The sequence below is a fragment of the Serratia marcescens genome (assembly GCF_001902635.1).
GTDB lineage: Bacteria > Pseudomonadota > Gammaproteobacteria > Enterobacterales > Enterobacteriaceae > Serratia > Serratia marcescens_F.
This window is the reverse complement of record NZ_MJAO01000012.1, coordinates 1-23,546: the sequence shown is the minus strand read 5'-3', so window position 1 is coordinate 23,546 and position 23,546 is coordinate 1. Positions and strand designations below refer to the sequence as shown.

Genomic DNA, 23,546 nt, shown 5'->3' with positions numbered 1-23,546 from the left:
ACCTGCCGAAGCCGGGCACGCCGGCTTCGGCAGCGGCGTCAAAGTGACAGCAGACGCGTCAACGATGGCGCAAAGTAGTAGCTGCCGGTAACCGCACGGCTGAAACGCAGCATCGCGTCGCGTTTGCCGTCCAGATCGCCGAACATGCTCAGCAGCTGCTGTTCGATATTGTGCAAGCGCGCGCAATACGCGATGAAGAACAGGCCGTGCTTGCCGCTGGCGGTGCCGTAAGGCAGACTCTGGCGCAGAATTTTCAGGCCTTTGCCGTTCTCTTTCAGATCGACGCGGCTGACGTGCGAGGTGTCCGGGCGCTGGTCCGCCGGCAGCTCTTCGCTGTCGTGCTTGGTGCGGCCGATGATCTGCTCCTGCTGTTCGGTGGTAAAGCGCTGCCACTGGCGCAGGTTGTGCTCGTAGCGTTGCACCAGAACGTAGCTGCCGCCAGCGTCCTCTTCGCCTTCGGCGATCGTCGCCACTGCCGGGCGCTGGTCGCCCTGCGGGTTTTCGGTGCCGTCGATGAAACCGCTCAGATCGCGCTCTTCCACCCAGCGGAAACCGTGGGTTTCTTCTTCAATCTTGATAACGTTGCCGAACGCCGCCAGCGCGGCCTGCGCCAGCGTGAAGTTGACGTCGTGGCGCAGCGACTGAATATGGATCAGCATATCGCGCTGGGTGGCCGGCGCCAGCCCTTTACCGAGCGGCGTGAACGGCTTCAGCTCTTTCGCACCCTGGCCGTTGGAAAGATCGTGCCAGACGTCATAGCCGAAAGCGATCACCGCGCCGAGGCGCGCATCGGGGAACTGTTGCTGCAGCTCGCTCAACGTCTGACAAAACTGTTTGCAGCCCTGGCGCAAATCGGCGAATTCGCCCTGTACGGTGGCTTCCATAAAGATGGCGAAGCGGCAGTGCTCCAGCAGAATACCGCTCTGAACCTGTGTCATGTTGTTATCCTCAATACCAGAATTCGGCAACAGGTAAGGTATGGCGGGCTAGGCTCGGGTTCCCTGTTACAAACACGCACTATCATACCGCAAGCACGGGGGATTGCCTTGCAGCAGCGCAAAGAAAATAGGGTTAATGGTTTGAAAAGGCGGGCACCGCACACCGGTGCCCGTCGAAAGCCTTATTGCTGTGGCTTGGCGTGCCAGATGATTTTGCTGACCGTCCAGCTTTTCAGGGTGTCGTCCGGTGGAATGATGTCCTGCGCCCCGGCCCACTTGCCGCTGAAGATGTAGGTGACGTACTTGCTCTGCTCCGCCACGCACTCCACTTTGCCGGCGTCTTCGCCGCTGCCCGGCTTACAGGCGCCGAACGCCTTGCTGTACATGTCGCCGAACGGCGTGCCGAGCTTGTTGCCCCATTCCGTCGCCACTTTCTGATCCATTACGTCCACCCGCTGCACGTGCCCTTTCGGCTCGCCGGTGATCACCAGCTTCACTTCGTCGCCGGACAGCGCCTGGTAATAAGAGACGATCTGGCCGTTGCTGGTCGCCATGCCGCCACGCAGGCGGTAGTTGCCGTCCAGCCCGTCGTTAATGGCGCTTTCCGACATCGGCGTGCCGGCGTTGAGCTTGCCGACGCCCTTGGCACCGACCTCCAGACTGCTGCCGAACCAGTTGAACGGCGACAGGCTGGACCAGGAGAAATTGGACATGCTCGAACAGCCGGTCAGTACCAGCGGAAGCCCTAACAACAGGGGGCGAATATTCATCTCTAGCTCCTTAAACATCAATGGCACGGGGCGGTAGCCGCCCCTGCCGCACTCGGCGTTTTGCTGCGTGCCAGCCTCTCACAACGGCCCGCACTACGCCAACGGTTGCCTGCTTGGAGTGCGGAAAATGCGAAAAGTGCCGCACTTCTCGGCAATTAGTCGGCCTGTTCCGCCGGCGAGAAACAGGCTTTCAGGCGTGCATTCAGCAGCAGATAGCTCAGCGCCAGCGCGTCGAACAGCGCCAACGCCAGTTCCAGCCCCGGCGCATCGCCGTCCTGGCGCCACAGGCTGAACAGCGAGCCGCCGAGCGATGCCAGAATAGAGACGATCAGCACCCAGCGCCAGCCGCGCCACAGCCACGCCCATTGGTGGCGACGGCCGCTCAGCAAAAATGCCAGCGCCGCCGGCAGGCCGAGCAACATACCGTACCAAAAGCGCTGAGTATCAGGATAGAACAGCGCCAGCAAGCTTTCGCCCTGCTCGCGCGAAGCGCCGGCCATCACGAACAGCAGCCAGGTGCGCGCCTGCAAAATCAGCACGGCCCAAAATCCCAGCGGCAGCCGCAGCGCGCCGTGCGGGTCGTAATCGTCCGGGGAAAACCGGTGTGGAAATGGCTTCAACTGTCGTTCCTTGCCCAAATGATGACTCCCCTACAGATGGGCGCCGCCGGCGGCAATTTCAATGCGTCGGCTTAAGAAGCTCTTAAGATCGGCGTGTTTTAATCTTTATCACTCAGCAAGCAGCCCGATATCAACGGGATGCGATTTTCGATAACGATGATAAGGAAGCACAACATGAAAAAACTGACTCTGGCCGCTCTGATCGCGCTGTGCAGCGCACCGGTACTGGCGCAACAAGGCGGGTTCCTCGATCCGGCCGCACCGCAGGCTCAAACGCAAACCACCGTACAAGGCGGTTTCTCCGGCCCCAGCGCGGCGCAGACCACCGTGGACAAGGTGAAATCGCTGAGCGACGACACCTGGGTGATGCTGCAGGGCAATATCGAGCAGCGCATCGGCGACGAAACCTATACCTTCCGCGACGCTACCGGCACCCTGACGGTGGATATCGACCGCAAGCGCTGGAACGGCCAAACCGTGACGCCAAAAGACAAGGTGCAGCTGGAAGGTAAAGTGGATAAAGGCTGGAACAGCGTGGAAGTGGACGTGAAAACCGTCAAAAAGCTGCCGTAATGCGGCACGGCGGGCGGTGCAGTTTTACCGCCCGCCGCGGCAAACTCAATATTCCTGATCTTCGATCAGCCGTTTTCCCATGCTGGTGATGCCCTGGATTTCGTAGCCGAGCTTCTCGTACATCTCAACCACCGTGTCGTTGTCTTCACGCACCATAATCTGGATCTTCGGGCAACCGCGAGCGATCAACTTCTTCTCCAAACGATTGATCAACGCATTGGCGATACCGCGCCCGCGATAATCGGGGTGCACCCCGAGGTAATACGCCGAACCGCGGTGACCATCATAGCCACCCATCACCGAACCGACCACTTCACCGCCGACTTCCGCCACCAGGAACAACTCCGGGTCGTGGTTCAGCTTGCGCTCGATGTCCATTTCCGGATCGTTCCAGGGCCGCAGCAGATCGCAGCGCTCCCACAGGGTAATGACTTCTTCAAAGTCGTCTTGTCGAAATACGCGAATTTCCATCGATGTTGGCCGCTGTTAATTAAGGTGTTTATCTGATTATCGCGTGATTATTCGCTGACGCAATATCAAACTGCGATTTACCACGCTATTTACCCAGAAATCGCCGGTAACAGGCGTAATAAATGGAAATAGTTATCGGGTCGATTAATGATTATCAATACGATATAACGTCGCGAAATAGAATCGTCGATGGAGCGTTGCGTAATGAAAAAGCAGGGTAAACAATTCCTCAATTTTAAGCCGCTTGCCGTTTCCCCGACGCGACGCCAACTTTTGCTCTCCGGCCTGGCAGTGGCGCTGTTCGGTGTAAAAAGCCAAAACGCCAGGGCAGAAGGCATGCTGCGCAACAATCAACACAGCAAACCGGCGGCGAAACCGAGCGGCAGCAAGAAGCTGGTGATGATCGATCCCGGCCACGGTGGCATCGACTCCGGCGCGGTCGGCCACGAAGGTTCGCAGGAAAAACACATCGTGCTGGAAATCGCCAACCACGTGCGCCGTTTCCTGCATGAACATGACCACGTCGAGGCGCGCCTGACGCGCGAAGAAGACGAGTTCATTCCGCTGTTCCAGCGGGTAGAGATCGCCCATCAACACCAGGCCGACCTGTTCATTTCGATTCACGCCGACGGCTTTACCAGCCCATCGGCCTCCGGCGCTTCGGTGTTCGCCCTGTCCAACCGCGGCGCCAGCAGCGCCATGGCGCGTTATCTGTCTAATCGTGAAAACGCCGCCGACGACGTGGCGGGCGGCAAGTACAAGGATCAGGACAACTACCTGCAGCAGGTACTGTTCGATCTGGTGCAAACCGACACCATCAACAACAGCCTGACGCTCGGCCGCCACGTACTCGGCCAAATTCGCCCGGTGCACCACCTGCACAGCGACAGCACCGAACAGGCGGCGTTCGCGGTGTTGAAATCGCCGTCCATTCCCTCGGTGCTGGTGGAAACGTCGTTCATCACCAACCCGAACGAAGAGCGGTTGCTGGGCACCACCGCGTTTCGCGAGAAAATCGCCCGCGCCATCGCGGACGGCATCGTTAATTTCTTCGACTATTTCGACGCTCACCAGCGCAAACCCCGCTGATGCCGCGGGCGGCGAATAAGAGTATACTCAGCGCCTTGTTCAGCCAGACGCTATAAAGACCCCGCATGAGTTTACCTAACATCGCTGAAGTAAAATCCTTCCTGCTGGCGCTGCAGGATCATATCTGCGCGCAGCTCGCCCAGGCCGACGGCGGCGCCGTGTTCACCGAAGACCAATGGACGCGTGAAGAAGGCGGCGGTGGCCGCAGCCGCGTGCTGACCAACGGCGCGGTGTTCGAACAAGCGGGGGTCAACTTCTCGCACGTTTCCGGCGCGACTCTGCCGGCCTCGGCCACCGCACACCGTCCGGAACTGGCCGGGCGCAGCTTCCAGGCGATGGGCGTCTCATTGGTTATCCACCCGCTCAGCCCCTACGTGCCCACCAGCCACGCCAACGTGCGCTTCTTCATCGCCGAAAAACCGGGCGAAGCGCCGGTGTGGTGGTTCGGCGGCGGCTTTGATCTGACGCCGTTCTACGGCTTTGCAGAGGATGCCGTGCACTGGCACCGCACCGCGGCCGAGCTGTGCGCGCCGTTCGGCGACGAGGTCTATCCGAAATACAAACAATGGTGCGACGATTACTTCTTCATCAAGCACCGCAACGAAGCACGCGGCATCGGCGGCCTGTTCTACGACGATCTGAACACCCCGGACTTCGACCATTGCTTCGCCTTCACCCGCGCGGTGGGCCAGGGCTTCCTCGACGCCTATCTGCCGATCGTCGAAAAACGCAAGGCCTTGACCTGGGGCGAGCGCGAGCGCCAGTTCCAGCTGTATCGCCGCGGCCGCTACGTGGAGTTCAACCTGGTGTGGGATCGCGGCACGCTGTTCGGGCTGCAAACCGGCGGGCGCACCGAGTCCATTCTGATGTCGATGCCGCCGCTGGTGCGTTGGGAATATAACTACCAGCCGGACGCCGACAGCCCGGAAGCGGCGCTGGCGCGCGATTTCCTGCCGGTGCGCGACTGGCTGCAGGGGCCGAAATGATGCAGATTTGGGTCGATGCGGACGCCTGTCCGAACGTGATCAAAGAGGTGCTGTTCCGCGCCGCCGATCGTACCGCCATCACCGTGACGCTGGTGGCGAATCAGCCATTGCGCACGCCGCCGTCGAAGTACATCCGTTCGCTGCAGGTGGCGGCCGGCTTCGACGTGGCCGACAACGAGATCGTGCGCCGCTGCGAAGCGGGCGATCTGGTGATCACCGCCGACATCCCGTTGGCGGCGGAGGTGATAGAGAAAGGCGCAGTGGCGCTGAACCCGCGCGGCGAACGCTACACGCCTGACACCATCCGCGAGCGCCTCAACATGCGCGATTTTATGGATACCCTGCGCGCCAGCGGCATCCAGACCGGCGGCCCGAACGCGCTGAACCAGCGCGACCGCCAGCAGTTCGCCAACGAGCTGGACAAATGGCTACTGCAGGCGAAACGGGCGCAGTGACTGCGCCCTGCTCTGCTGCAGTTTAGAAGCGTACCTCCCCGCCGAAGATATAGGTGCGCCCACGGGCAGTGTTGGTCGGCGTCTCATACTGCGACTGCGACGGCAGCGAGTTCATCTTGTTCAGCGCGTCCGAATAGTCTCTGTCCATCAGGTTTTGCACGCTGAGCTTCAGCAGCAGATTGCGATTCACCTGATAGGTGCCGTACAGATCGATAATGGTCGGAATATGCGGCGCCGGCTCTTTCAGCAACTGCTCATTCTCATCGTAATCAGAGTCCGGCGACAGACGCACCGATTTACCGGTGTATTTCACCACCCCGCCCAGCGTCAACGTCTCGTCCAGCAGACGCACCCCGCTGTCCAGCGTGAAGTAGAATTCCGGCAGTTCGCTGACATCGCCCGCGCCGAACACGTTGCTGGCCTGGTTAGTCGGCTGGGAAGTATGCTCCTTGCTTAACGACAGCTTGGTGAAGGCGAAACCGGCGTCGTACAGCGCTTCGAGCTCCACCCCGCGCATTTTGACCGGATCGGGGGCGTTGCTGTACATGGTCATGCTGACGTTGACGTCCGCGTTATCCCACTCTTCCTGCGTCGCCTGCGAACGGTTGCACTTCTGGCGGTTTTTACACACCAGGTAGGTTTGGCTGGATATGTAGTTTTTGATCCTGGTTTCGAAATAGACCGCTTTCAGTTGGAAGCTATCCTGCTTGAACAACAGATCGTGGGCATTGGCGTTGAACCCGCCCTGCCAGGTCTCCGCTTTTTCGCCTTTCAGGAACGGGTTCATCGACTGGCCGCCGCTGTTGGCGAAGAACACCTCCTGGATATTCGGCCCGCGCATCGACTTGCTGTAGCTGACGAACGGCTGCAGCCACGGCGTCACCTGCGCCGACAGCATGACCGACGGGTTGAAACCCTGTTCGTTGCGGTTGATAGTGCCGGCGCCCTGCGGGAAGCACTCTACGCGCTCGTCACAGGCCGGCTTATAGCCGGAGAGGCGATAGGCGGTGTAGTTCAGATCGAAATTCCCCTGCCAGATGCCGTAGTTGGCCTGCAGACCGCTGTACAGGCTGGAGATATCCTGCTTGCCCGACATCCCCACCGGCGAACTTTCCGCCTGATTGTCATCCGTCACCAAACCGGAGGCCTTTTTCTTATACTCGTTGCGCACCAGCTTGCCGCCGTAGCTGAAGGCAAAATCGATATCCTGCAGGCTGAAACGGCTGGTGTTGTTGATATCCAGCGCATCGGAGATGTTTTTCGCCGTGCTGTCGCTGAACCCCGCCATGTTATTGGACATGAACTGCTGCTCACCGCGGCTGGTGCTGGCGGTCAGTTTGAAATCGATCAGCTCCGAGAACGGCGCGTAGTGGTATTTGAGGTAAAAATCGTCGCTGTCGATGTGGCGGCGGGTGATTTTATTCTGGTAGCTGCGCGCCGACAGTTCGATGCTGTTGAAGGCATCCGGCTTGATGTCCACCTTGAACAGCTGGGATTTCGGGTTCTGGCGGTAGGTTTTATCGACGTTGAACATCTCGCTGTCGAAACCGGCACCGTTTTTGTAGTTGGAGGTGATGGCGCTGCCGCTGATCGCCGCCATCGCCCCTAGGCTGCCGCCGTCGGCAAAGGCGGCGGTTTTGGCGCCCACGGCGATCATGCCGCTGCGGCCGATGCCGTTATTGCCCACCGAGAATTTGGTGCGCACGCCGAACGGATTATCGGAAAACACTACGTCGTCCACGCCGATAGTGCGGAAGTTGGCGCTGCCCGCCAACGCGTTCACCCCGTCGGAACCGGTGGCGTTGCCGCGCGCCACGTCGACGCCGACGATAAAGTTAGGATCGATCAGCGCCCCGAACTGGCTGGTGGGCAATCCCCCGTGCGCCGCGTCGCTCGGCGAGTTGCCGTAGTAGTTTTGCGTAATGCCGTCGACCATGGTGTTGACCCGGCCGAAGCCGCTCAGGCCGCGGATATTGACGCTGACCGATCCCTGGCCGGGATCGATCTGGGTATAGGTGCCCGGCATGCTGCGCAGGATGCTGTCCACCGACTCCAGATTTTTGTTTTCGTCGCGCGAGCTGAACGCACCCGGCCTGGCCAACGCGTCTTTTTCGCTGCTCTTGCCGCTGTCGGCGGCCGAGACGTTGAGCGGGCTGAACGCCACGCTGCCTTTATTATTTTCCGCCTGTTCCTGCGCGGCCGCAGCCTGCCCGTACAGCGCCAGTCCCGCGCCGATCAGGCTCGCTATCATTTTGATTTTCATATATCCCCAGAAATAGCCAATAAGGTTTGATGGCCGACAATGCCCAGCAAAAAGCCCGCCGAAAGCGCGGTAAAAGGTTGTTATTGTTTTATTGCGCCGCAGCGTGCTGCGGCGTAAAGATTATTTCTGCGCCTGCCGGTCCACCGCCAGAATGAAGGCGTACTCCAGCGCGCCGTTTTCCAGCCGCGCCAGGCGGCCCGATTTGCCGCCGTGGCCGGCGGTCATGTCGGTGGAGAGCAGCAGCAGCGAATCGCCCTGCTTGAAGCGCCGCAGTTTCGCCACCCATTTGGCCGGCTCCCAATACTGCACCTGCGAGTCGTACAAACCGCTGGTGACCAGCAGGTTCGGGTAACGCTGCTTGCGCACGTTGTCGTACGGGCTGTAGGACTTCATCAGCGCATAGGCGGCCGGCTGGTGCGGGTTGCCCCACTCCTCGTATTCGCCGGTGGTGAGCGGAATGCTGTCGTCCAGCATGGTGGTCACCACGTCGACGAACGGCACCTGTGCCACTACCGCGTTGTACAGCTGCGGCGCCTGGTTGATCACCGCCCCCATCAGCAAGCCGCCGGCGCTACCACCCATGGCGTAGATGCGCCCCGGCTGACCGTAGCCGTCTTTGATCAACGCCTGGGTGGCGTCGATGAAGTCGTTGAAGCTGTTCGGTTTGTGCGTCAGCTTGCCCTGTTTATACCAGCTCTGCCCCAGCTCACCGCCGCCGCGCACGTGGATCAGCGCATAGACGAAGCCGCGATCCAGCAGGCTGATGCGGTTGGCGCTGAACGCCGGATCCATGCTCATGCCGTAAGCCCCGTAGCCGTACACCAGCAGCGGGTTATGCCCGTTTTTGAACAGCGATGTGCGGTAGACCAGCGACACCGGCACCTTCACGCCGTCGCGCGCCGTTACCCAGATGCGCTCGCTGTGATACAGGCTGGGATCGACGCCTTTCACCTCCTGCTGCTTCAGCAGGGTGCGCTCACCCTTATTCAGATCCCACTCATAGGTGCGGGTCGGCGTGGTCATCGCCGAATAGCCGTAGCGCAGACGATCGCTGTCCGGCTCCGGGTTATAGCCCAGCCAGGCCATGTAGCTGGCGTCGTCGAACGGGATGGCCCGCTCGGTTTTACCGTCCCAGCTGATTTGCCGCAGCTGCACCAGCCCGTTGGCGCGCTCCTGCACCACCAGCCAGTCGCGGAACAGGCTGAAGCTCTCCACCTCGTGCTGCGCCTGCGGTGCGATCAGCGTCTGCCAAGGCTTACCTACTGCCGCCGTGCGGTACAGGCCAAAGTTCGGATCCTGATAGTTGGAACGCAGATAGAACTCGCCGCGATAGTGATCGAGGTAATACTCTCGGCCGTTCTGCCGGGCGGCGAACAGCTGCGGCTCACGCTGCGGCTGGTTGGCGTCGATCAGACGCACTTCGGAGGTGGTGTTGCCGCTGATGGTCAGAATCAGGTAATCACGCGAAGACGAGCGGCCGAGGCTGAGGTAGAACGCCGGATCGTTTTCCTGGTACACCAGCTTATCTTCCGCCGCCGGTGTCCCGTACTGATGGCGGTAGACCTGGTAGGGCAACAGCGTTTGAGGGTGGTTGCGCACGTAGAACAGGGTTTGGTTGTCATTGGCCCACACCATGTTACCGGAGGTGTTTTCCAGCGTTTCCGGCGACCAGCGTTCGCTGCCTAACTCGCGCAGGGAGATGCGGTATTGGCGGCGGCCCTGCAGATCTTCGGCCACCGCCAGGCGGCGGTTGTCCTGGCTGACGTCCATCGCCCCCAGGCGATAATAGGCATGGCCGGCCGCGCGCTGATTGGCATCCAGCAAGGTTTGCCACGGCGCGTCGGCGGTGAGCGCCTGGCGCTGATACAGCGCGAAATCTTTACCGGCGGCGTAGCTTTCCTGATAGCGATAGCCGTTGAGCTGATACGGCACCGAACGATCGTCAGGGTTCATGCGGCCCAGCATCTCCTGATACAGCGTGGCGCGCAGCTTCTGGTATGGCGCCATCATCTGCTCGGTGTAGCGGTTCTCCGCCTTCAGGTAGTCCAGCACCTTCTGCTCTTTTCGGCCGTCGTCGCGCAGCCAGTAGTAATCGTCAGTGCGCGTCTCGCCGTGCGCCGTCAGCGCTTTCGGCGCGCGTTCCGCCAACGGCGGCTGCGGTTGCGCCAGCGCGGCGCCGGCAACGCCTAAAGAAAGCCAGAGCGCGGCCGCGATGCGACGGCGCGGGGTGAATAACAGCGGATTCATAATCCCTCACGAAGTTTGAAGAGGCGGACGACGGCGATGCGGCGTCTGCGGGCATTAACGGCGGGCATTCAACTCCGCCAGATTGAAATCGATCGGCATCGTCACCTTGACGGCCCCCTGCTGCAGCATCTCCGGCGGCGGCGGCGGCAACGGCTGGGCGCGCGACACCACCGCCACCGCTTCCCGGTCCAACGACGCCGTGCCGGAGCGCACCTGCAGGGTCACGTTCGACACCCGCCCCTGCGCGTCGACGCTAAAACTGACCTGCGGCATACCGCTGCGCCGGCGGCTGCGGGCATCCAAAGGGTAATCCTTGATGCGGTTCAGTTTGCCCTTCACCAAGCTCTCCCACGACAGTTTGGCCTGCGCGTTGCTGTTGGCGTCGCTGTTGATCGGTGCGGCTGTCTGGTGGGAGAGCGTCTGCGCCTGCGGCGCAGCAGCGCTGGACGCGGCGGCATTGCGCGTCTCTTTGGCCTGTTCCTGCGGCTTCGGCTGCGCTTTTTGCGGGGGGCGGTGTTCGGCGCGCTTCTTCTCTGCCGTCACGATTTTCGCTTTCTCGGCGCGTGCCAGCTTGGGCAGATCCGGCTGTTGCTGCTGCTCCGCCGGCTGCGCCGCAGCGGATTCCGCCTGCTGTACGCCCAGCGGCAGCGGCTTGCTTTCCGGCGCTTCAATCTGCGCCGCCCAACTCATCATCACCGCCGGCGGTGGCAGCACCACCGGCTCCAGCGCCGTCTGCGGCCAGTAAAACAGCAGCACCAACGCCGCGTGCGCCGCCAGGGCGAGCAGCAGGCCGCGCGCCCAGCGCGGCTGCGGCAGTTCAAAGGCTGGGAGGGAGTAAGACTGACTTAACATAGGGGCATTAGCTTGTTTAATTGCGAATGATTGCAGATCACATTTACTAATGATAATCATTTGCAACTATAATTAACAACCCTTTTCACTGTCTTAACGTATTCATTTCACTGATGGTGTGATCCACAGGTAGTCCGCAGTGTTCACCTCGACCTGTACGCCCGGCTCCGCCAGCATCAATACCGTCGGTACTGCCGCCGGCTGCAGATCCCGCACGTGCAGCGGCACGCCCACCGATTTGGCGGCGTGATAGCCACCGGCGATCAACAGTGCGGGCGTGGGCGCCGTCAGCAGGCGTTCTGCCATGCGCCGGTCGCGCTGCTGCTGGATCGCCAACATCGCATGCAGCTGGTCGGCCTCAATCTTGCCGCCGTGCGACGTGCGGATGGTCTCTTCCAGCGCCTTGCGCACCGCCGGCTGTGCCGATAGCTGCCCCGCCGGGAATTGCGGCTGCTGATAGAACGCCGCAATCTCGCTGCGGTCCAGGTTGGCCGACCACAGCGGGTAAGGCGCGCGCATCGCCGCCATCGTCACCCCACCATACAGTTCCCACTTCCAGCCTGGCTGCCAGGCGATCAACTCCGCTACGCGGCCGTCACGCACCGTCGGATCGCTCTGCAACCACTGCTTGACCTTGTCGACCTGCACCTGTTGGTTCGGGTTGATCATCTCCATCAGCACGCTGCCCTGCGGCCGCCGCAGCGGCAGCTGCTGCACCAGCCATTGCTCAATCTGATGGTGGTAAGGATTGTCGTGCTTTTCCCCGACGATCAGCCGCGGCTGCTGCGCCAATCGCGTCAACAGCTGCTCCGGCGTCAGAATCGCGCCGCTGTGCAGATCGGTGATACTCCCCAGACTCGCGACGTCGTTGGCCGGCGTCTTCACCGGCGTTTGGCTGCAGGCGCCGAGCGCCAACGCCGCCAATAAAATCAGGTATCTCATCATGTTGCCCCATTATCGAAAATGGCGACATTATAGATAATAATTATCATTTGCATATAGATCCGGCTTAACGATTTTTTTACACGGCAATCGCCGGCTGCGCATTGCGTTGAAAAAGCATTGCAGGTATAACCAATAGCCATTCAGATATTTAGACGTCTATACGGATAGATTATTATGCAACCATCGGCACCCGCCGCAGGACAGTTCAAACGCAGCATGAAGGCCCGGCATCTGGTGATGCTGTCGCTGGGCGGCGTGATCGGCACCGGGCTGTTTTTCAACACCGGCTACATCATCTCTACCACCGGGGCGCTCGGCACGCTGCTGGCCTACCTGATCGGCGCGCTGGTGGTGTATCTGGTGATGCTGTGCCTGGGTGAGCTGTCGGTGGCGATGCCGGAAACCGGCGCCTTTCACGTCTATGCTTCGCGCTATCTGGGGCCGGCCACCGGCTATACCGTCGCCTGGCTGTATTGGCTGACCTGGACGGTGGCGCTCGGCTCCAGCCTGACCGCCGCCGGATTCTGCATGCAGTATTGGTTTCCGCAGTCGCCGGTGTGGCTGTGGTGCCTGATCTTCTGCGCGGCCATTTTCCTGCTCAACGTGGTGACCACCCGCTTTTTCGCCGAAAGCGAATTCTGGTTTTCGCTGATCAAAGTGGTGACCATTCTGGCGTTTATCATTCTGGGCGGCGCTGCCATGTTCGGCCTGCTGCCGATGAAAGACGGCACTCCGGCACCGTTCCTGCACAATCTGACCGCTTCCGGCTGGCTGCCACACGGCACGCTGCCGATCCTGATGACCATGGTGGCGGTGAACTTTGCCTTCTCCGGCACGGAGCTGATCGGCATCGCCGCCGGCGAAACCGAAAACCCGGAAAAAGTCGTGCCGCTGGCGATCCGCACTACGGTGATCCGCCTGATGCTGTTCTTTATCGGCACGGTCTTCGTGCTGGCGGCGTTGATCCCGATGGATCAGGCGGGGATCGTCAAAAGCCCGTTCGTGCTGGTGTTTGAACGCATCGGCGTGCCTTACGCCGCCGATATCTTCAACTTCGTGATCCTGACCGCCATCCTGTCGGCGGCCAACTCCGGCCTGTACGCCTCGGGGCGCATGCTGTGGTCGCTGGCGCACCAGCGCACCCTGCCGGCCTACTTTGCCCGCGTCAATGGGCGTGGCATTCCGATCAACGCCCTGACCTTCAGCATGCTCGGCGGCGTGCTGGCGTTGCTGACCAGCGTGATCGCACCGGACACGGTGTTTGTCGCCCTGTCGGCGATCTCCGGTTTTGCGGTGGTGGCGGTGTGGCTGAGTATCTGCGCGGCCCACTACGCTTTCCGCCGCGCCTACCTGCGCAGCGGCCAGCCGATAAGCGGCCTGAAATACCGCGCGCCCGGCTACCCGCTGACACCGATCCTCGGCTTTGTACTGTGCCTGCTGGCCTGCATCGGGCTGGCGTTCGATCCGGAGCAGCGCATTGCGCTCTACTGCGGGCTGCCGTTCGTCGCCCTGTGCTACCTCACCTATTTCCTGACCCGGCGCGCCGGGCAAAAAACCGCTTTGGGAGAACAAAATGCCGGTTAACAACCCCGTCGCTCGCCTGCTGGCCGAGCAACCGACGCTGATCCTGGATGGCGCGCTGGCCACCGAACTGGAAGCGCGCGGCTGCGATCTGACCGATCCGCTGTGGTCAGCCAAGGTGCTGATTGAAAATCCCGAACTTATCTATCAGGTGCATCTCGATTATTTCAACGCCGGCGCCCAATGCGCCATCACCGCCAGCTATCAGGCCACGCCGCAGGGCTTCTTGCGCCGCGGTCTCGATCAGGCGCAGTCACTGGCGCTGATCGCCAAAAGCGTGCAGCTGGCGCAACGGGCGCGCCGCGATTATCTGGCCGCACACCCGCAGGCGGCGCCGTTGCTGATCGCCGGCTCGGTGGGCCCGTACGGCGCCTATCTGGCCGACGGTTCGGAATACCGCGGCGACTACCGGCTGCCGCAGGATGACATGATCGCCTTCCACCGCCCGCGCATCGCCGCACTGGCCGCCGCCGGCGTCGATCTGCTGGCCTGCGAAACGCTGCCGTCGTTCGCTGAACTGCAGGCGCTGTTGACGCTGCTGCAAGACTTCCCGACGCTTGGCGCCTGGTTCGCCTTCACCCTGCGCGATAGCCAACATCTCAGCGACGGCACGCCGCTGGCGGAAGCCATGTCCGCGCTGAGCGGCAACCCGCAGGTGCTGGCCATCGGCATCAACTGCATCGCGCTGGACAAGGTCGCCCCGGCGCTGCGCCAACTGAGCGCGTTGGCCGACAAACCGCTGCTGGTCTACCCGAACTCCGGCGAGCACTACGATGCGGTAAGCAAAACCTGGCATGCCTGCGGCGGCGAACACGGCAGCCTGGTCGATCAGGCGGCGGAGTGGCGCACGCTCGGCGCACAATTGATCGGCGGCTGTTGCCGCACCACCCCGCAGGATATCCGCGCCATCGCCGCACGCTGCAAGGCATAAAAAAGCCCCCGGCGCCAACGGCGCAGGGGGCCAGTCACTCAACCGGGGCTTATAGCGGTTCGGTCTGAGCTTCCACCACCGCCAACGCCACCATGTTGACGATGCGGCGCACCGAGGCGATCGGCGTCAGGATGTGCACCGGCTTGGCGACCCCCATCAGCACCGGCCCGACGGTCACCCCTTCCGAACAGGAGACGCGCAGCAGGTTGTAGCTGATGCGCGCCGCTTCCATGTTCGGCATGATCAGCAGGTTGGCCGAGCCTTTCAGCGGGCTGTCCGGCATCAGATCGTGACGGATGCTTTCCACCAGCGCGGCGTCGCCGTGCATTTCGCCGTCGATCTCCAGCTCCGGCGCCAGCTCGTTCACCAGCTCCAGCGTTTTGCGCATTTTGCGCGCCGCCGGGCAGTCGGAAGAACCGAAACTGGAGTGAGACAGCAGCGCCACCTTCGGTTCGATGCCGAAGCGGCGCACGGTTTCCGCCGCCATCAGGGTGATCTCCGCCAGCTGTTCCGGCGTCGGGTCGTCGTTGACGTAGGTGTCGGCGATGAAGGTGTTGCCGCTCGGCAGCATCAGCGCGTTCATCGCACCGACAACGTGCGCACCTTCACGGAAGCCGAACACGTTCTTCACCACGTCGTAATGCTCATGGTAGCTGCCGATGGTGCCGCAAATCATCGCATCCGCTTCGCCGCGGTGCAGCATGATGGCGGCGATCAGCGTCGGGTTGCCGATCACCGCGCGACGCGCCTGCTCCTGCGAAACGCCACGGCGTTTCATGATCTGGTAGTACTCGCCCCAGTATTCGTTGAAGCGCGGATCCGACTCGTTGTTCACCACTTCGAAATCTTTGCCCGGCGTCAGCTGCAGGCCGAGCTTTTTCAGGCGCATCTCAATCACGCTCGGACGGCCGACCAGGATCGGGAAGGCCAGCCCCTGCGACACCAGCTCCTGCGTGGCGTGCAGCACGCGCTCTTCCTCGCCTTCCGCCAGCACCACCCGCTTCACCTCTTTACGCGCCTGCGAGAAGATCGGCTTCATGAACAGGTTGGTTTTGTAGACGAACTCCGCCAGTTTCTCCACGTAGGCGTCGAAGTCTTCGATCGGGCGCGTCGCCACGCCGGAATCCATCGCCGCCTTGGCCACCGCCGGCGCGATCTTGACGATCAGGCGCGGATCGAACGGTTTCGGAATGATGTATTCCGGCCCGAAGGAGAGATCCTGGTCGTCGTAGGCGGAAGCCACCACGTCGCTCTGCTCCGCCAGCGCCAGATCGGCGATGGCGTGCACGCAGGCCAGCTTCATCTCTTCGTTGATGGTCGTGGCGCCCACGTCCAGCGCGCCGCGGAAGATGAACGGGAAGCACAATACGTTGTTCACCTGGTTCGGGTAGTCGGAACGGCCGGTGCAGATGATGGCGTCCGGGCGCACCGCTTTCGCCAGCGGCGGCAGAATTTCCGGTTCCGGGTTGGCCAGCGCCATGATCAGTGGATCGCGCGCCATGGTTTTCACCATATCTTGCGTCAGGACGCCCGGGCCGGAACAGCCAAGGAAGATGTCGGCGTGAGGAATGGCGTCGCCCAGCGTGCGCTGACCGTTGTCCTCGATGGCATAATCGGCCTTGGTCTGCTCCATGTTGGCGTCGCGGCCTTTGTAGATCACCCCCTTGGAGTCGCAGACGGTGATGTTCTGCCGGCGCAGCCCCAGCGCTACCAGCAGGTTCAGACAGGCGATGGACGCCGCACCGGCGCCGGACACCACCAGCCGCACATCGGAAATGTTCTTCTTCACCACGCGCAGGCCGTTGAGCACCGCTGCGGTGGTGATGATCGCCGTACCGTGCTGGTCGTCGTGGAACACCGGGATCTTCATGCGCTCACGCAGTTTCTGTTCGATGTAGAAACACTCCGGCGCTTTGATGTCTTCCAGGTTGATGCCGCCGAAGGTCGGTTCCAGCGCGGCGATAATGTCGATTAACTTGTCAGGGTCACGCTCATCCACTTCGATATCAAATACATCGATACCGGAAAACTTCTTGAACAAAACGCCCTTGCCTTCCATCACCGGCTTACCGGCCAACGCGCCGATATTGCCCAGACCCAGCACCGCCGTCCCGTTGGAAATCACCGCCACCAGGTTGCCACGCGCGGTGTATTTGTAGGCCGCCAGCGGATCTTCAGCGATCTCGAGGCAAGGCGCGGCAACGCCCGGCGAATAGGCCAATGCCAGATCGCGCTGGGTCGCCAACGGTTTAGTCGGGGAAACCTGGATCTTCCCTGGGACAGGAAACTGATGGAAATCAAGGGCACTCTGTTTGAGCTGTTCGTCCATTATGGATTCCTTTGTTTTTTGCTTTTATGTTGAGGTAAGGCTTTGAGGCTGCGCCCTGCCGTGGGCCGTGGCGCCCAAGTACAATGACAGGGCGCAGCCTTGAAGTATAGTGAGAGAAACATCACAAACTTTGAAGCGGGCCATAACCTTGGCCGAAAGACCGTTTTAAAAGTAAAAAAAGAAGCCGCAGGACGAGCGAAGAGAAGCGCCGCCGTCAGTGCGGCGGCAGCGTGGCGCGCCAGGCATTGAGCGTCTCCACCTGGCCGGCGCAAATGTGTAACGAGGTTTGTAGCGCCAGGGTATAGCTTACCGCATCGCCCCAGGTTTCTCCCTGCAGCTGCGGTTGCTCGCAGGGTGCGAACACCGACTCAGGGGGCAACAGCGGCACGGCCTGCGGCGCCGGTGGCCGGGCGCAGGAGCTCAAGCACAGCGCCAGGCAGAGGCTGAGCGGCGCAGGGATCGTTTTTAATCGCTTCACGATATTTCCTCTGATAAGCCTCGTGTTGTTGGCGCAGCTGTTGTTCCTGCCGCTGCTGCGCCGCCATCAGCGCACGGTTTTGCGCGTCCTGGGTCTGCAAGGTGGCGATCAGCCCGGCCTGCTGCGCCAGGCTTTTTTGCAGTTCCGCCGTCTGTTGCCGCGCGGCCTCCAGCCGATGCGACAACAGCGAGCTGTAACCGCCAAGGCAGATGGCCGCCAGCAACAGCAGCAGCGACCCACCCTGCGCCAGCTTCTGCAACCAGCCGCTCATGCCGGGTAGTCCCGAAACGCCAGCTGGAAGTGCGGGCCGTCCTTGAGGGTTTTCCACTCGCCCCCCCATTCGACGTTGATACCGCATTCACGCGCCGCGCGCCGCACCGCCACCGCGATCTGCGCATAGTAATCCCACTCCCAAGAGACCACGCCTGCCGGCATCGCCACCACATCCACCGCATGGCCGGTCAGATGGCGACTGCGCAACGTTTGGCTGCTACCGGCGCGCACCATCTCCCGCTGGCGCGCCATGCTGCGCAACCCCTCGCTGACGGAAAACGGCACCAGCGAATAGCGCAGCGCCAGACGAATAACGCGCACCAGATCCGGATGCACGCCGCGCAGGTTCTCTTCGCTGCGGGCGGTAAAGCGAATATCTTCGATGTTATTTAACATTTTTAAACCCCGTCTTTTTGCCGATGAATTTCTTAATTAAGGCGTTGATGTAATCCGCCCCCATAAAGCCAATCAGCACGCTGGCTAAATTCGCCCACTTTAATTCCAGCCCCATCAGCGCCAGCGCATCGCGCACCGTCCAGGCCAATAACGCACACATTGCCGCATTCAATAAACGGCGCCGAATACCCACGTTGCGATAGGCGCCGTGCAATAGCGCCATAACGCCGGCCAAAATAGCGTTCAATACCGGCTGAAGATATTCACATACTCGCTGGACTATTAAGCCAACAGCGTCAGGCTCTATGCTGGACATAGCTCATCTCCTTTTTTATTTTAATTAAATGCCAATCACGGCCGGTGGGACATCGGATAATCAGAATCTAGTTAAGGATGCTATTACAAAGCAAATGAATAAATACAGACCCTATAGTCGAATTCATTCACGCTGAACGCTGATACAACAAATAAACGCCGTGCCAGACGGAGGTTAATGAAAATTCATCCTTACCATGATTTATTTCGACTTTTGTTTTCACGAAAAATAAACATTAATGACGGCGGGAAATATTTCCCCATCATAAAAACATCCACTCTGGAGAAATGCCATGTCCACACGTAAAGCCGTTATTGGGTATTACTTTATTCCGACCAATCAAATCAATAATTACACCGAGTCCGATACCTCCGTCGTGCCGTTCCCGGTTTCCAACATCACGCCGGCCAAAGCCAAACAACTGACGCACATCAACTTCTCGTTCCTGGATATCAACAGCAACCTGGAGTGCGCCTGGGATCCGGCCACCAACGACGCCAAAGCGCGCGATGTGGTCAACCGCCTGACCGCACTCAAGGCGCACAACCCCAGCCTGCGCATCATGTTCTCCATCGGCGGCTGGTACTACTCCAACGATCTGGGCGTGTCGCACGCCAACTACGTCAACGCGGTGAAAACCCCGGCGTCACGCACCAAGTTTGCCCAATCCTGCGTGCGCATCATGAAAGAGTACGGCTTCGATGGTGTGGACATCGACTGGGAGTATCCGCAGGCGGCGGAAGTGGACGGCTTCATCGCCGCTCTGCAAGAGATCCGCGCCCTGCTGAATCAGCAAACGATCGCCGACGGCCGCCAGGCGCTGCCGTATCAGTTGACCATCGCCGGCGCCGGCGGCGCCTTCTTCCTGTCACGCTATTACAGCAAGCTGGCGCAGATCGTCGCGCCGCTCGATTACATCAACCTGATGACCTACGATCTGGCCGGCCCTTGGGAGAAGATCACCAACCATCAGGCTGGGCTGTTCGGCGACGCGGCGGGGCCGACCTTCTACAACGCGCTGCGCGAAGCCAATCTGGGCTGGAGCTGGGAAGAGCTGACCCGCGCCTTCCCCAGCCCGTTCAGCCTGACGGTTGACGCCGCGGTGCAGCAACACCTGATGATGGAAGGCGTGCCAAGCGCCAAAATCGTGATGGGCGTCCCCTTCTATGGCCGCGCCTTCAAAGGCGTCAGCGGCAGTAACGGCGGCCAGTACAGCAGCCACAGCACGCCGGGTGAAGATCCGTACCCGAGCACCGACTACTGGCTGGTGGGCTGCGAGGAGTGCGTGCGCGACAAAGATCCGCGCATCGCCTCCTATCGCCAGCTGGAGCAAATGCTGCTGGGCAACTACGGCTATCAGCGGTTGTGGAATGACAAGACCAAAACCCCTTACCTGTATCATGCGCAGAAAGGGCTGTTCGTCACCTATGACGATGCCGAAAGCTTCAAATACAAAGCCAAGTACATCAAGCAGCAGCAGCTGGGCGGCGTGATGTTCTGGCATCTGGGGCAAGACAACCGCAACGGCGACCTGCTGGCCGCGCTGGATCGCTATTTCAACGCCGCGGACTACGACGACAGCCAGCTGGATATGGGCACCGGCCTGCGTTACACCGGCGTCGGCCCCGGCAACCTGCCAATCATGACCGCGCCGGCCTACGTGCCGGGCACCATCTATGCCCAGGGGGCGCTGGTGTCCTATCAGGGCTATGTCTGGCAGACCAAGTGGGGCTACATCACCTCGGCGCCCGGCTCCGACAGCGCCTGGCTGAAAGTGGGCCGCGTGGCGTAAGCCATAAAAAAACCCCGTAGCCGAATGCTGCGGGGTTTTCATTGAGTTAACCGTTTGATTTTCGCGTCCCTTCGTCTCTATTCCTTCAGTTGTGGCACCATGGATAACCGCCGTCCCGCACCACTTCGCGGCCCATCAGGCTGAAGACATCGCTTTTACGCGTCAACCGCTCATGCCACCAGTTAAACCCCGCCCCCTTGCTGGCCGGGTGCCACGCCAGCCAAATCATTTCATCGCCCTTTTGCATCTCCACCGGCACCGTTACCAGTTCGCCGCTGGCCAGCTCCTTTTCAATCAGTGACGGCGGTAGAAAAGCGTGGCCGATGCCGCGTTTGAGCAGTGCCAGGTTGCTTTCCACGTCACACACCACCAGCTGGCGCTGCAAAGGCAGCGTGCCGTGATTGCGTTTAGGCAACTCGTGGCTGCTGTCGGCGATCACCACCACGATATCGTTCAGCCGTTGCTTCTTGCACACCGGCTTTCTCTGCGCCGCAAACGGGTGCGAAGGCGATACGCACAGCACAAAATCGAGCTTGCCGAGCATCAGGGTTTTCGCCTGCACGCTGTCGGGGATTTGGCCGATGGCGATGATCAAATCCGCTCGGTTATTCTTCAGCGCATCCCAGGTGCCGTTCAGCGCTTCTCGCTGCATCGAGATATTGGCGTTCGGGCAATGCTGAATATAGTCGCGGATATCCTGAGTCAGGGTTTCCAGCGGGAAGAAGGTGTCTACCGCCAGGCGGATATTAGTGTCCTGCTTGGGGATGTTTCGCACCCGGCTTTCCAGATCCTGCACCGCATTTAATATCCAACTGCCCTCCTGCAGGAGAAATTCCCCTTCATCCGTTAGGGTAATCATGGGGCCATTGCGATGAAAAAGTTTCACGCAGAGTTTACTTTCAATATTGGAAACCCGGTAAGAAATCGCCGAAGGCGTTTTATGCAGCGCCTCCGCCGCCATAGAGAAAGATCCGGTGCTCTTGATGGTGCTGATTATTTTAATCGCGTCTAGGGATAATCTAGTCATACATATTCCTCTTTTAAATAAAACAAGAAAAATGACACTAAATTCCCAAGGTGATGGCGAACAAAAATCGATCAAGTCGAACAAGGGTACTCAAGGCAACAAGCAATATACTCTATAAAAGAGCAGGTTATCTTAAAGACTATTCATCAATACTTTATAGAAAATTCATCATAACGCCGTGAGTTTAGGCTGTGATAGTTAAATAAATTCAGCCTAACGATCAAAGATCGTCATCATAATATTTTTCGTTAATAGCCGGTGAAACATTCCGCTCTGCCACTCGCGCAGAATGATAAAAATAAGACAAGCCGATAAAAATGGTTATTTCCTATTCCGCTATTAGCCTCTCATTTTGTCGGTGAAATACGCTCAACTTACAACATAATTTCAGTCAGGAGTGACTTATGAACAAGACTTCCCGTACCCTACTCTCTCTGGGCCTGCTGAGCGCGGCCATGTTCGGCGTTTCACAACAGGCGAATGCGCACGGCTATGTCGAGTCGCCGGCCAGCCGCGCCTATCAGTGCAAACTGCAGCTCAATACGCAGTGCGGCAGCGTGCAATACGAACCGCAGAGCGTTGAAGGCCTGAAAGGCTTCCCGCAGGCCGGTCCGGCTGACGGCCACATCGCCAGCGCCGGCAACGCCACCTTCTTCGAACTGGATCAGCAAACGCCGACGCGCTGGAGCAAACTCAACCTGAAAACCGGCCCGAATTCCTTTACCTGGAAGCTGACCGCGCGTCACAGCACCACCAGCTGGCGCTATTTCATCACCAAGCCAAACTGGGACGCTTCCCAACCGCTGACCCGCGCCTCCTTTGACCTGACGCCGTTCTGCCAGTTCAACGACGGCGGCGCCATTCCTGCCGCTCAGGTCACCCACCAGTGCAACATACCGGCAGATCGCAGCGGCTCGCACGTGATCCTTGCCGTGTGGGATATAGCAGACACCGCCAACGCCTTCTATCAGGCGATCGACGTCAACCTGAGCAAATAATCGGTCAAATGAGGAGATCTTTGAGGGTTCAGCCTGGCGCTGAACCCTTCTTTCGTTTCGCCATTCACGCCTCCCCCCCTCGCGCAAGCCGCGCCCCGCCTGGGTTTATTCGGCATTCATTGTTATTATCCATCGCAACAATCAGAAAAAGCGCATTTTCATTCCCGACCCGATGGTGCAGTGTGTTCCCCCTATGATGAAAAAGGTTCTCATTTCCCTACGTTGAGCTTGGTCAAGGAGCTTATTAATGAATCAATTAGACGCACTCAAGCAGCTGACCACAGTGGTCGCCGACAGCGGCGATATCGAATCCATCCGCCAGTTCGAACCCCAGGACGCCACCACCAACCCTTCGCTGATCCTGAAAGCCGCCGCGCTGCCGCAGTACAACGCGCTGATCACCGAAGCGCTGGAGTATGCCCGCCGCCAGGGAGGCAGCAAGGAAACCCAACTGATCAACGCCAGCGATAAGCTGGCGGTCAACATCGGCGTCGAGATCCTCAAAAGCGTGCCGGGCCGTATTTCCACCGAAGTGGACGCCCGTCTGTCGTTCGATCGCGGCATGTGCGTCGCCAAAGCGCGCAAGCTGATCGCCATGTATCAGGAACAGGGCATCGACAAATCGCGCATCCTGATCAAGCTGGCCTCCACCTGGGAAGGCATCAAAGCCGCCGAGGAGCTGGAAAAAGAAGGTATCAACACCAACCTGACGCTGCTGTTCTCCTTCGCCCAAGCCCGCGCCTGCGCCGAAGCCGGCGTGTATCTGATCTCGCCGTTCGTCGGCCGCATCTATGACTGGTATCAGGCCAAACAGCCCGCCGCCGACTACGATGCCGATCGGGATCCGGGCGTGAAATCGGTGCGCACTATCTATGAATACTACAAACGCCATCGTTACCAGACGGTGATCATGGGCGCCAGCTTCCGTAAGGTTGAGCAGATTCTGGCACTGGCCGGCTGCGATCGCCTGACCATCGCGCCGAACCTGCTGGAGCAACTGAAAAACAGCGACCAGCCGGTCGAGCGCAAGCTGACCCCATCTACCGAGGGCTTCCACCAACCCGCTCCGCTGGCCGAAGCGGAATTCCGCTGGCTGCACAACCAGGACGCCATGGCGGTGGAAAAGCTCGCCGAAGGCATTCGCCTGTTCGCCGTCGACCAGCAGAAGCTGGAAGACATGTTGGCCGCTGCACTGTAATCACTCTGGAGTTTCGTT

At 60.1% G+C, this 23,546-nt stretch carries 23 protein-coding genes; 9 read left to right on the top strand and 14 right to left on the bottom strand.

What is annotated here, in order from left to right; all coding sequences use genetic code 11:
- Positions 1-38: 38 nt before the first annotated feature.
- From BHU62_RS13350 to BHU62_RS13340, 3 genes are all read right to left on the bottom strand, one after another.
- Entirely contained in the window at positions 39-938 is a 900-nt protein-coding gene (locus tag BHU62_RS13350; RefSeq protein WP_073532448.1) for a Dyp-type peroxidase, read from the bottom strand.
- 182 nt (positions 939-1,120) lie between these two features.
- Positions 1,121-1,708: an RpoE-regulated lipoprotein gene (locus BHU62_RS13345; RefSeq protein ID WP_073532447.1), complete on the bottom strand. Its 588-nt coding sequence runs from the start codon at positions 1,706-1,708 to the stop codon at positions 1,121-1,123.
- A 155-nt stretch (positions 1,709-1,863) separates the two neighbouring features.
- Positions 1,864-2,328 carry a DUF2919 domain-containing protein gene (locus tag BHU62_RS13340; protein ID WP_073532446.1) on the bottom strand — a complete coding sequence of 155 codons (465 nt, stop codon included), beginning with the start codon at positions 2,326-2,328 and terminating at the stop codon, positions 1,864-1,866.
- A gap of 174 nt (positions 2,329-2,502) precedes the next feature.
- Between BHU62_RS13340 and BHU62_RS13335 the strand changes: the two genes are divergently transcribed.
- Positions 2,503-2,901: a YgiW/YdeI family stress tolerance OB fold protein gene (locus BHU62_RS13335; RefSeq protein ID WP_073532445.1), complete on the top strand. Its 399-nt coding sequence runs from the start codon at positions 2,503-2,505 to the stop codon at positions 2,899-2,901.
- Between the two features lie 45 nt (positions 2,902-2,946).
- Here BHU62_RS13335 and BHU62_RS13330 read toward each other — a convergent pair whose 3' ends face one another.
- On the bottom strand, positions 2,947-3,372 hold the full coding sequence (locus BHU62_RS13330; RefSeq protein WP_073532444.1) for a GNAT family acetyltransferase: 426 nt from the start codon (positions 3,370-3,372) through the stop codon (positions 2,947-2,949).
- Between the two features lie 204 nt (positions 3,373-3,576).
- Between BHU62_RS13330 and amiA the strand changes: the two genes are divergently transcribed.
- The 3 genes from amiA (at position 3,577) to BHU62_RS13315 (ending at position 5,902) form a co-directional block, all read left to right on the top strand.
- Positions 3,577-4,461, top strand: coding sequence for an N-acetylmuramoyl-L-alanine amidase AmiA (gene amiA / locus BHU62_RS13325; protein ID WP_073532443.1), 885 nt, complete (start codon positions 3,577-3,579; stop codon positions 4,459-4,461).
- A 65-nt stretch (positions 4,462-4,526) separates the two neighbouring features.
- Entirely contained in the window at positions 4,527-5,447 is a 921-nt protein-coding gene (hemF, locus tag BHU62_RS13320; protein WP_073532442.1) for an oxygen-dependent coproporphyrinogen oxidase, read from the top strand.
- Positions 5,447-5,902 carry a YaiI/YqxD family protein gene (locus tag BHU62_RS13315; RefSeq protein ID WP_004936514.1) on the top strand — a complete coding sequence of 152 codons (456 nt, stop codon included), beginning with the start codon at positions 5,447-5,449 and terminating at the stop codon, positions 5,900-5,902. The genes hemF and BHU62_RS13315 overlap by 1 nt, the downstream gene beginning before the upstream one ends.
- A gap of 22 nt (positions 5,903-5,924) precedes the next feature.
- Here BHU62_RS13315 and BHU62_RS13310 read toward each other — a convergent pair whose 3' ends face one another.
- The 4 genes from BHU62_RS13310 to BHU62_RS13295 form a co-directional block, all read right to left on the bottom strand.
- Complete coding sequence (locus tag BHU62_RS13310) at positions 5,925-8,165, bottom strand: TonB-dependent receptor domain-containing protein (protein ID WP_073532441.1); 2,241 nt, start codon at positions 8,163-8,165, stop codon at positions 5,925-5,927.
- 120 nt (positions 8,166-8,285) lie between these two features.
- Positions 8,286-10,412, bottom strand: coding sequence for a S9 family peptidase (locus BHU62_RS13305; protein ID WP_078062067.1), 2,127 nt, complete (start codon positions 10,410-10,412; stop codon positions 8,286-8,288).
- Positions 10,413-10,466: 54 nt separating this feature from the next.
- On the bottom strand, positions 10,467-11,264 hold the full coding sequence (locus BHU62_RS13300; protein ID WP_073532440.1) for a TonB family protein: 798 nt from the start codon (positions 11,262-11,264) through the stop codon (positions 10,467-10,469).
- Between the two features lie 102 nt (positions 11,265-11,366).
- The gene (locus BHU62_RS13295; RefSeq protein ID WP_073532439.1) at positions 11,367-12,206 is read right to left on the bottom strand and encodes a ChaN family lipoprotein; all 840 of its coding nucleotides are present in this window, start codon (positions 12,204-12,206) and stop codon (positions 11,367-11,369) included.
- Positions 12,207-12,383: 177 nt separating this feature from the next.
- On the opposite strand from BHU62_RS13295, the gene mmuP reads away from it, so the two are divergent.
- On the top strand, positions 12,384-13,793 hold the full coding sequence (mmuP, locus tag BHU62_RS13290) for an S-methylmethionine permease (protein WP_073532438.1): 1,410 nt from the start codon (positions 12,384-12,386) through the stop codon (positions 13,791-13,793).
- Positions 13,783-14,721, top strand: a complete 939-nt coding sequence (gene mmuM, locus BHU62_RS13285; RefSeq protein WP_073532437.1) for a homocysteine S-methyltransferase — start codon at positions 13,783-13,785, stop codon at positions 14,719-14,721. Before mmuP ends, mmuM begins: the two co-directional genes overlap by 11 nt.
- Before the next feature lie 49 nt (positions 14,722-14,770).
- Here mmuM and maeB read toward each other — a convergent pair whose 3' ends face one another.
- The 5 genes from maeB to BHU62_RS13265 form a co-directional block, all read right to left on the bottom strand.
- A complete protein-coding gene (gene maeB, locus BHU62_RS13280) occupies positions 14,771-17,050 on the bottom strand; it encodes an NADP-dependent oxaloacetate-decarboxylating malate dehydrogenase (RefSeq protein ID WP_073532436.1) in 2,280 nt (759 codons plus the stop codon).
- Positions 17,051-17,264: 214 nt separating this feature from the next.
- Positions 17,265-17,438, bottom strand: a complete 174-nt coding sequence (locus tag BHU62_RS25250) for a hypothetical protein (RefSeq protein ID WP_019453866.1) — start codon at positions 17,436-17,438, stop codon at positions 17,265-17,267.
- On the bottom strand, positions 17,419-17,799 hold the full coding sequence (locus BHU62_RS13275; protein ID WP_073532435.1) for a DUF2570 family protein: 381 nt from the start codon (positions 17,797-17,799) through the stop codon (positions 17,419-17,421). Before BHU62_RS13275 ends, BHU62_RS25250 begins: the two co-directional genes overlap by 20 nt.
- Positions 17,796-18,197, bottom strand: a complete 402-nt coding sequence (locus BHU62_RS13270; protein WP_073532434.1) for a M15 family metallopeptidase — start codon at positions 18,195-18,197, stop codon at positions 17,796-17,798. The genes BHU62_RS13275 and BHU62_RS13270 overlap by 4 nt, the downstream gene beginning before the upstream one ends.
- Complete coding sequence (locus BHU62_RS13265; protein WP_004936551.1) at positions 18,187-18,513, bottom strand: phage holin, lambda family; 327 nt, start codon at positions 18,511-18,513, stop codon at positions 18,187-18,189. Before BHU62_RS13265 ends, BHU62_RS13270 begins: the two co-directional genes overlap by 11 nt.
- Before the next feature lie 292 nt (positions 18,514-18,805).
- Between BHU62_RS13265 and BHU62_RS13260 the strand changes: the two genes are divergently transcribed.
- Complete coding sequence (locus BHU62_RS13260; protein WP_073532433.1) at positions 18,806-20,305, top strand: glycosyl hydrolase family 18 protein; 1,500 nt, start codon at positions 18,806-18,808, stop codon at positions 20,303-20,305.
- Positions 20,306-20,390: 85 nt separating this feature from the next.
- Here the strand turns inward: BHU62_RS13260 and BHU62_RS13255 are convergent, their stop codons facing one another.
- Positions 20,391-21,332, bottom strand: a complete 942-nt coding sequence (locus BHU62_RS13255; RefSeq protein WP_073532432.1) for a LysR family transcriptional regulator — start codon at positions 21,330-21,332, stop codon at positions 20,391-20,393.
- 404 nt (positions 21,333-21,736) lie between these two features.
- On the opposite strand from BHU62_RS13255, the gene BHU62_RS13250 reads away from it, so the two are divergent.
- Both BHU62_RS13250 and tal read left to right on the top strand, forming a co-directional pair.
- Positions 21,737-22,330 (top strand): lytic polysaccharide monooxygenase, encoded by a 594-nt coding sequence (locus tag BHU62_RS13250; protein ID WP_073532431.1) that lies wholly within the window; start codon positions 21,737-21,739, stop codon positions 22,328-22,330.
- Positions 22,331-22,577: 247 nt separating this feature from the next.
- Positions 22,578-23,528, top strand: coding sequence for a transaldolase (gene tal, locus BHU62_RS13245; protein WP_073532430.1), 951 nt, complete (start codon positions 22,578-22,580; stop codon positions 23,526-23,528).
- Positions 23,529-23,546 lie beyond the last annotated feature (18 nt).

Coding starts and splice junctions, on each gene's coding strand:
- BHU62_RS13350 (WP_073532448.1), bottom strand. CDS start 938: ATGACACAGGTTCAGAGCGGTATTCTGCTGGAGCACTGCCGCTTCGCC.
- BHU62_RS13345 (WP_073532447.1), bottom strand. CDS start 1,708: ATGAATATTCGCCCCCTGTTGTTAGGGCTTCCGCTGGTACTGACCGGC.
- BHU62_RS13335 (WP_073532445.1), top strand. CDS start 2,503: ATGAAAAAACTGACTCTGGCCGCTCTGATCGCGCTGTGCAGCGCACCG.
- BHU62_RS13330 (WP_073532444.1), bottom strand. CDS start 3,372: ATGGAAATTCGCGTATTTCGACAAGACGACTTTGAAGAAGTCATTACC.
- amiA (WP_073532443.1), top strand. CDS start 3,577: ATGAAAAAGCAGGGTAAACAATTCCTCAATTTTAAGCCGCTTGCCGTT.
- hemF (WP_073532442.1), top strand. CDS start 4,527: ATGAGTTTACCTAACATCGCTGAAGTAAAATCCTTCCTGCTGGCGCTG.
- BHU62_RS13315 (WP_004936514.1), top strand. CDS start 5,447: ATGCAGATTTGGGTCGATGCGGACGCCTGTCCGAACGTGATCAAAGAG.
- BHU62_RS13310 (WP_073532441.1), bottom strand. CDS start 8,165: ATGAAAATCAAAATGATAGCGAGCCTGATCGGCGCGGGACTGGCGCTG.
- BHU62_RS13305 (WP_078062067.1), bottom strand. CDS start 10,412: ATGAATCCGCTGTTATTCACCCCGCGCCGTCGCATCGCGGCCGCGCTC.
- BHU62_RS13300 (WP_073532440.1), bottom strand. CDS start 11,264: ATGTTAAGTCAGTCTTACTCCCTCCCAGCCTTTGAACTGCCGCAGCCG.
- BHU62_RS13295 (WP_073532439.1), bottom strand. CDS start 12,206: ATGAGATACCTGATTTTATTGGCGGCGTTGGCGCTCGGCGCCTGCAGC.
- mmuP (WP_073532438.1), top strand. CDS start 12,384: ATGCAACCATCGGCACCCGCCGCAGGACAGTTCAAACGCAGCATGAAG.
- mmuM (WP_073532437.1), top strand. CDS start 13,783: ATGCCGGTTAACAACCCCGTCGCTCGCCTGCTGGCCGAGCAACCGACG.
- maeB (WP_073532436.1), bottom strand. CDS start 17,050: ATGGACGAACAGCTCAAACAGAGTGCCCTTGATTTCCATCAGTTTCCT.
- BHU62_RS13275 (WP_073532435.1), bottom strand. CDS start 17,799: ATGAGCGGCTGGTTGCAGAAGCTGGCGCAGGGTGGGTCGCTGCTGCTG.
- BHU62_RS13270 (WP_073532434.1), bottom strand. CDS start 18,197: ATGTTAAATAACATCGAAGATATTCGCTTTACCGCCCGCAGCGAAGAG.
- BHU62_RS13265 (WP_004936551.1), bottom strand. CDS start 18,513: ATGTCCAGCATAGAGCCTGACGCTGTTGGCTTAATAGTCCAGCGAGTA.
- BHU62_RS13260 (WP_073532433.1), top strand. CDS start 18,806: ATGTCCACACGTAAAGCCGTTATTGGGTATTACTTTATTCCGACCAAT.
- BHU62_RS13255 (WP_073532432.1), bottom strand. CDS start 21,332: ATGACTAGATTATCCCTAGACGCGATTAAAATAATCAGCACCATCAAG.
- BHU62_RS13250 (WP_073532431.1), top strand. CDS start 21,737: ATGAACAAGACTTCCCGTACCCTACTCTCTCTGGGCCTGCTGAGCGCG.
- tal (WP_073532430.1), top strand. CDS start 22,578: ATGAATCAATTAGACGCACTCAAGCAGCTGACCACAGTGGTCGCCGAC.